Origin of the sequence: Micromonospora sp. NPDC050200 (assembly GCF_040656135.1) — a bacterium.
In the GTDB taxonomy this organism is placed as follows: Bacteria; Actinomycetota; Actinomycetes; order Mycobacteriales; family Micromonosporaceae; genus Micromonospora.
Map to the genome: position 1 here is coordinate 43,349 of NZ_JBFALG010000049.1, position 7,008 is coordinate 50,356.

Sequence of the window (7,008 nt, forward strand, 5' to 3'; positions counted from 1 at the left end):
CTGGGTTGTTGGTTCTCAGTGGAGCTGATCTCTTCTCACTGGACTTGATCCGTGAGCCATTTTCATCGTGGGTAGCGGGCGTCTTCGGCGGCTTGAAGGGCGAGGATGGCCTGCACGATCGGGGTGGCCCGGCGGGGGCAGCAGCGTAGGTTGGTCAGGATTTTCCAGGTCTTGAGGGTGAAGACGGCACGTTCGCCGAGGGCTCGGATCTTGGCGTGGTGCCGGTTGACGGACTTCTGCCGGCGGGACAGGCGGGTGCGGCGGCGTTTGAACGGGGTCCAGACGGTGCCGCGGGCATCCTGGTAGCCCTTGTCCGCGAAGGTCAGCACGTCAGCGCTGGTCAGGGCGTCGATCAGGACGTGGGTGCGAGCGGCGGTCAGGTCGTGGACCGAGCCGGGCAGTGTGGGCGATGCCCAGGCCAGCCTTCCGGCGGCATCGGCGAGGACCTGCACGTTCACGCCGTGGCGCTTGTGTTTGCCGGAGTAGTAGGGCCGCTGGTTGGCGACCCGGTCGATGGGAATCAGCGTGCCGTCGAGGATGGCGTACGCCAGCCGGACGGCGCGGCGCATCGCGGCGGCGAGGTCGTTGGCGCAGGCGGCGGGCAGATCGGCGGCCTCGCGCAGGTACCGCCACACGGTGGTGACCGACGCCTCGAAGCCGGCCGCGAGGCGGGTGAGGGTGTCGCCGTTGCGCAGGTGGGCCAAGGCCATCAGCGCCTGCTGGTGCGCGGGCAGCCTGCGCCAGCGCCGGCCAAGCCGCGCGGACTACATCGGAGGGATGACGCGGGCCGGAGAATACATCCGGTGAGCGATGTGCCGCCGAGGGGGTCTGCCTAACCTCTGTTCCATGACTGGATGCCTGAGCCGTCGAGGGATCGCCGTGCTGCTTGCCGTGGGCGTGGCGGTGTCCGCCGCCGCCTGCGACGACGCGCCGACCTCGACCAACGCCGTCGCCACCGCCTCTGCCGGCGCCCCTGACCAGGCGGCGGCGCTCGCAGACGCGAAGAAGTTCTCCGCCTGCATGCGTGAGCAGGGCATCACCGACTGGCCCGACCCGACGGTCCAGCCCGACGGCGGCATCTCGCTCGGCATGCCCGCCCAGTCGGACTCCAAGGTGAACGCGGCGCGCGACGCCTGCCAGCACTTCCTCGGCACGGCCGGGCCGAACGCCGCACCGCACGCCGACGGCGACGACGCCGCCGCGGCGGGCTGGGAGACGAAGACGCCGGGCGGCGACTGCGAGTGCGCTGACGGGTCGAAGTACAACTTCTACGTCCGGACCGGCGACCCGAAGAAGGTGGTGCTCTTCCTGGACGGGGGCGGGGCGTGCTGGTCGGCCGCGACGTGCGCGAAGGACAGCGGCAACCACTACCAGACCACAGTCGAGCCGCCGGACCAGGGCGGCATCTTCGACGCCAAGAACGCGCGCAACCCGTTCGCCGGTTACTCGTTCGTGTACGTCCCGTACTGCACGGCGGACGTGCATCTCGGCGACGCCGACACGACGTACGCCCCCGGGTTGACCATCCATCATTACGGGTACGCCAACGGCACCGCCGCCCTCGCCCAGTTGGTCAAGTCCTTCCCGCAGGCCACCGACGTGGTCGTAATCGGCGGCAGCGCCGGCTCGGTGTCCGCCCCGCTCTACGCGGGCCTGGTGGCCGATCGCCTGCCCACGGCACACGTCACGTCGATCTCGGACTCGTCGGGCTCGTACCCCGACGTACCCCAGATGAACAAGGTCCTGACCGGCAAGGCATGGAACGCGAAGGCCCTCCCCGCCGACCCGAGCATGCCGGGGTTCTTCATCGCGACCGCCGAGCGCCACCCCGACATCGTCTTCGCCCGCATCGACCACTTGCAGGACGAGAATCAAAAGTTCCACCTCAAGCTCGCCGGCACCCCGTCCGACGACGTCGCGACGCTGCTGCGGACCACCGAGGCGCAGATCGAGAAGGCCGGCGTAACCCTGCACACGTACACGGAACCCGGTGACGACCACATGGTCGTGGACAACGAGGATTTCTACACCGAGAATGTGGATGGCGTGGCTCTGTCAGACTGGGTCGCCGGGCTGGTCGCCGGGAAGCCCGCAGCCGATGTCGGCCGTGGCTGACCATTGAGCCCTTTTCATCCTGAGTAGCGGCTGGCCTCGACGCGGTGCAGGACGAGGATGGCCTGCACGATCGCGGTCGCGCGGCGGGGACAGCAGCGCAGCTTGGTCAGGACTTTCCAGCACTTGAGCGTGGCGATGGCGCGCTCCCCGCGGGCGCGGATACGGGCGTGTCCGCGGTTGACGGCCTTCTGCCGGCGGGACAGCTTCGGCCGGTACCGGTGGCGCTTGAACGGCGTGCGCACGCTCCCGCCGGCTCCCTGGTAGCCCTTGTCCGCGAACGTCATCACGTCGGCGCTGCTCAGCGCGTCGATGATGCCTTGAACGCGGGCGGCGCTCAGGTCATGGGTGGTACCGGGCAGCACGGCCGATGCCCAGACTAGGCGACCTGATGCATCCGCAATGACCTGCACGTTCACGCCGTGCCGCCTATGTTTCCCCGAGTAGTAGGGCTTCTGGTCGGCGACCCGGTCGATCGGGATCAGCGTGCCGTCGAGGATCGCGTACGCCAGCTTGCGGATGCGGTCCATCGCAGTAGCCAGATCGTCGGCGGCTGCGGCGAGCAGGTCGACAGCTTCGCGGACGTACCGCCAGGCGGTGGCGACGCCGATGCCGAACCCGGCTCCGAGGCGGGCGTAGGTGTCGCCGTTGCGCAGGTGAGCGAGGGTGAGTAGGGCTTGCCGGCCTGGGGCCAGGCGCCGCCACCGGGATCGACGCTGCCGGCGGTGGTTACGGACAAGCTCGGCGAGGTGGTTCAGGGTTCGGCTGGACAGCGGGATCGTGGCGGGGTAAGACAGCACGGCGAGGCTCCCGGTCGGGGCATCGGATCTTGGTCGACTGCTGTCCTACCTGGAGCCTCGCCGTCATCGATCTCCGGGGTACTCGCACCCGCCCTGACCAGCATGATCACGATGAAAAGGGCTCCGTACCTGATCCGTCTCACTGGTTCTGATCCGCCCGGCCCGCGGGCTTGTCGAGGGCCGTCGATAGCCTGTGCCGGATCTTGGGGCCGGGGATGATGGGTTGGGCGGTCTGGTGGCGGTGCGCGGCTTGGCGCCAGCGTCGTTGTCGGGGTTCGCGGTCGGGTACGTCGGCGCGGACGGGCAGGAGCGGCACGACGGCCTGGTGGCGGCGGCCGCGGTGGCGTTCGAGGCGGTGCCGCCGGTGCGGTCGTTCCCGGTGTACCGGGGGCAGCGCAACAACACCGGCCTGTGGTGGCCGGCCACGACGGGCGCCCTTGTCGGTTTCGAGTCGTGGCTGGAGCGCAATCACTTGACGCTGCTGGACTTCGACCCGGTGGTGGTGGCGATCTCGTCGCAACCGTTCTGGCTGCTGTTGGACGACGACGCGGGCCGGCGGCGTTCACACGCGCCGGACTTCTTCGCGCGGCTGGCGGATGGCACCGGGGTGGTGATCGACGTGCGCCCGGCCACGCGCGTACGGCCCAAGGACGCCGCGGTGTTCGCGACAACCAGGCGGGCGTGCGCCGAGGCCGGCTGGGAGTACCGGCTGGTGCACGAGCCGGATGCGGTGCTGATGGCGAGCGTGCGGTGGCTGGCCGGGTATCGGCATCCGCGCTGTCTGCGCCCGGCGGCCGCGGGCGTGGTGTTCGCCGATCCGCTGCCGTTGATGGACGGCGCCGAGCGGTTGGGTGATGCGCTGGCTACCCTGCCGACGGTGTTCCACCTGCTGTGGTGCGGCTGGCTGGGCGTCGATCTGGCGGTGCCGTTGTCGGAGGCATCGCTGGTGACGGCGGCGGACCGGTGAGCGGCGGGCGGGCGGCGCTGCGCGTCGGCGACCGGGTGCTGTTCGAGGGCCGGGCGGTGAGTGTTGGCGGGATTGACGGTGTCCGGGTGCGGCTGGTCGACGACGCCGGGAGCGAGCAGGTGCTGCTGCTGACGCATGTGCTCGCGGCGCCGGGCTTCGAGCTGCTGGAGGCCAGCGTCCCGCCGGCGCGGCTGGATCCGCTCGGGCTGCTGGAGGCGCTGCGGGCCACGGTGATCGAGCGGGCCCGGCAGTGGGAGCGGCACGTGGTGGAGGCGCAGACCGGCCTGCCGCCGGGCGCGCCGCAAGGTGCCCGGCCGCGCGAGCCCTACGATCCGGCCCGGCACACCCTGGCCGAGCGGGACACGGCGAAGGCTGCGGAGTTGAGTACGGCCGGGCAGCCGACCAGCGCGGTCACGGTCAAACGGATGCGGTTGCGCTATCGCGAGCAGGGCTTGTGGGGTCTGGTCGATCACCGGGGCACCCGGGCGGCGAGCCCGTATGGGCGCGTCGATGATCGGGTGGTCGCCGCGGTGGCGGCGGTCATGGACGCCGAGACCGGCGAGTCGACCGGTACCCGCTCCCGGTTGCGGCGCCGCGTCGAGCAGCTGCTTGCCGAGCGGCACGGCGTCGGGGTGGTGCCGATGCCGTCGCCGGCGACGTTCTACCGGCTGCTCGCCGGGATGGATGCTGGCCGGCACACCTTCGGGGAGGCGACCACGCGCCGCACGCAGGCGAACCGGTCGGAGCGCCCGTTCACGCGCACGGTCGCGGTGCGCCCGGGCGAGCTGGCGCAGATCGACACGTCGCCGTTGGACGTGATGGCCCTGCTGGACGACGGGGTGCCCGGCCGGGTGGAGCTGACGGTGGTGCTGGACGTCGCGACCCGCTCGATCTGCGCCGCGGTGCTGCGCCCGCAGGGCACCAAGGCCGTCGACGCGGCGCTGCTGCTGGCGAAGATGCTGGGCCCGGAGCCGATGCGGCCGGGCTGGGCCGAGGCGCTGTCGATGGCCCGCTCGCGGATCCCGCACGCGCGGATGCTGGCGCTGGACGCGCGGCTGGAACACGCCGCGGCCCGGCCGGTGATCGTCGCGGAGACGATCGTGACCGATCGCGGGGCGGTGTTCGTCTCCGAGACGTTCGTGCGCGCCTGCTCCCGGCTGGGCATCACGGTCGAGCCGGTCCGGGCCGGGCACCCCGACCGACAAGGGCATCGTCGAGCGGTCGTTCCGCTCGATCGGGTGGCGGAGCTGGCCACGGCGCCGAGGCGAGTCCGACCACATCGTCCTGCGATGGCGCGAGCGCAGCGAGCTGCTGCCCCGAGTCGATGACCAGGTCGTCCGTTACCCGGAGACCATCGCGCTCGCCAGTTTGTTCGCCCGCATGCCGCAGCTGCTGCTCACACCGCGCGGCAGCACCGGCGACCCGACGCCGATGGTCTTCCTCATCCACGCCGCCCGCTACCTCGACCACCCCGAACCTGGGCAGCTCCTGCGCCGGCACCACCCGCTCTTCCCATGGGCCGGAACAGACGACCTGCCCAGCTGGCGCTGGCAAAACAGCAGCGAGCCCGACCGGAGCATCTATGCCGCGCTCCGCGCCGGAGACATCCCCGCCACCGGCCCGCTCATCGAAAAGCTGACCCGGAAGAAGCCAACCGCACGAAGGGGAAAGAACAGCCATGGCCTGGTGATGGCAAACCCTGATCAGCATCGCCGCCGCACGGGCCCGTTTGGAGTCGTGATCACGTGGCGGGGAAAGGACTGGACGGGATGATGCCCGGGCTTGTAGCTTGCAGTTGACGTGACACCACCTGAGGAGGTGAGACCCATGAACGTTGTATCGATGTGGGTGCTCCCCCTTCCCGTCACGGTCGGGCGATTGATGTAGGTGTCGCCGGGAGCGCCTCGCCAACAAGGCACTCCCGAAAGGCAACACCTATGCACTCTCCGCAGTTCACCGCCGAGCCGTCGTCGAACGATATGGTCGAGCGCGACTTCACCGTGGGCGACGTCTCCGGACTCTGTTCGCCGGCCTCCGGCGCCGATCGCGCGCCCCTCATGTTCGACGTGATCATTGCCGGGTGCGGGCCGACTGGTGCGATGCTGGCCGCCGAACTGCGGCTGCACGACGTGCGGGTACTCGTCCTGGAGAAGGAAACCGAGCCCAAGTCGTTCGTCCGCATCGTCGGTCTGCATATTCGCAGTCTCGAGCTGATGGCAATGCGCGGACTGCTGGATCGCATTCGCGAACACGGAAGACAGCGTCCGGCTGGCGGCTTCTTCGCCGCCATCCCCAAACCCGCGCCCAAGGGCCTGGATTCCGCGCACGCCTATCTGCTGGGCATCCCGCAGCCGGTCATCGAACATCTGCTCGAAGAACATGCGATCGAACTGGGTGCGCAGGTCCGGCGCGGTTGTGCGGTGGCCGACTTCGAGCAGGACGACGACGGTGTGACCGTCGAGCTGGCCGACGGGGAACAGCTGCGTTCGCGCTATCTCATCGGCTGTGACGGCGGGCGCAGTACGGTGCGCAAACTGCTCGGTGTCGGCTTCCCCGGCGAGCCCTCGCGGACCGAGACGCTGATGGGCGAGATGGAAGTGGGCGTGCCACAGGAGGAGATCACCGCCAAGGTGACCGAAATCCGCGAGACCCATCAGCCATTCTGGCTCCGGCCCTTCGGCGAAGAGGTCGGCGAGTTCAGTCGGTGGAAGCATTTGCCTCGACGAGTTCGGTGAATATCTCGGAGGGCTTCTTCCAGTCGTGGATCTTACGGGGTCGGTCGTTGATCTCGGAAGCCACCATGGCCAGATATTTGGGGTCGGAGGTGATGGGGACGCCCTTGGGGAAGTACTCGCGCAGGATCCGGTTGGCGTTCTCGTTGCTGCCGCGTTGCCAGGGTGAGTGCGGGCGGGCGAAGTACACCGGCAGCCCGGCGGCGGTGATCCGGGCGTGGCCGGCCATCTCTGACCCGCAGTCCCAGGTCAGTGACCGGGCCAGTTGCGGCGGGAGGGTCCCGGCGGCGGCGATGATCGCATCGCCGACGGTCAACGCGTCCCGGCCGGTCAGCGGGACCAGGACCACGAACCGCGAGGTCCGCTCGACCAGCGTCGCCACCGCGCTCTGACCTGC

6 protein-coding genes and 2 pseudogenes are annotated in these 7,008 nt (G+C 69.9%); 5 read left to right on the top strand and 3 right to left on the bottom strand.

Going from position 1 to position 7,008, the window contains the following annotated elements; translation table 11 throughout:
* Nucleotides 1-62: 62 nt before the first annotated feature.
* Nucleotides 63-746 (bottom strand): annotated as a pseudogene (locus AB0I41_RS26385) (transposase family protein); the annotation flags it as partial.
* Nucleotides 747-846: 100 nt separating this feature from the next.
* On the opposite strand from AB0I41_RS26385, the gene AB0I41_RS26390 reads away from it, so the two are divergent.
* Nucleotides 847-2,115 carry a pectin acetylesterase-family hydrolase gene (locus AB0I41_RS26390; RefSeq protein ID WP_357112783.1) on the top strand — a complete coding sequence of 423 codons (1,269 nt, stop codon included), beginning with the start codon at nt 847-849 and terminating at the stop codon, nt 2,113-2,115.
* A gap of 14 nt (nt 2,116-2,129) precedes the next feature.
* Here AB0I41_RS26390 and AB0I41_RS26395 read toward each other — a convergent pair whose 3' ends face one another.
* Entirely contained in the window at nt 2,130-2,912 is a 783-nt protein-coding gene (locus AB0I41_RS26395; RefSeq protein WP_357112786.1) for a transposase family protein, read from the bottom strand.
* Between the two features lie 223 nt (nt 2,913-3,135).
* On the opposite strand from AB0I41_RS26395, the gene AB0I41_RS26400 reads away from it, so the two are divergent.
* From AB0I41_RS26400 to AB0I41_RS26415, 4 genes and pseudogenes are all read left to right on the top strand, one after another.
* Nucleotides 3,136-3,879: a TnsA-like heteromeric transposase endonuclease subunit gene (locus AB0I41_RS26400; protein WP_357112789.1), complete on the top strand. Its 744-nt coding sequence runs from the start codon at nt 3,136-3,138 to the stop codon at nt 3,877-3,879.
* Nucleotides 3,876-5,207, top strand: coding sequence for a hypothetical protein (locus tag AB0I41_RS26405; protein ID WP_357112792.1), 1,332 nt, complete (start codon nt 3,876-3,878; stop codon nt 5,205-5,207). Before AB0I41_RS26400 ends, AB0I41_RS26405 begins: the two co-directional genes overlap by 4 nt.
* 52 nt (nt 5,208-5,259) lie before the next feature.
* A complete protein-coding gene (locus AB0I41_RS26410) occupies nt 5,260-5,652 on the top strand; it encodes a hypothetical protein (protein ID WP_357112795.1) in 393 nt (130 codons plus the stop codon).
* Nucleotides 5,653-5,936: 284 nt separating this feature from the next.
* A pseudogene (locus AB0I41_RS26415) lies at nt 5,937-6,560 on the top strand (FAD-dependent monooxygenase); the annotation flags it as partial.
* 16 nt (nt 6,561-6,576) lie between these two features.
* Here AB0I41_RS26415 and AB0I41_RS26420 read toward each other — a convergent pair.
* The coding region (locus AB0I41_RS26420) for an IS30 family transposase (protein WP_357112798.1) at nt 6,577-7,008 on the bottom strand (432 nt) is incomplete at its 5' end.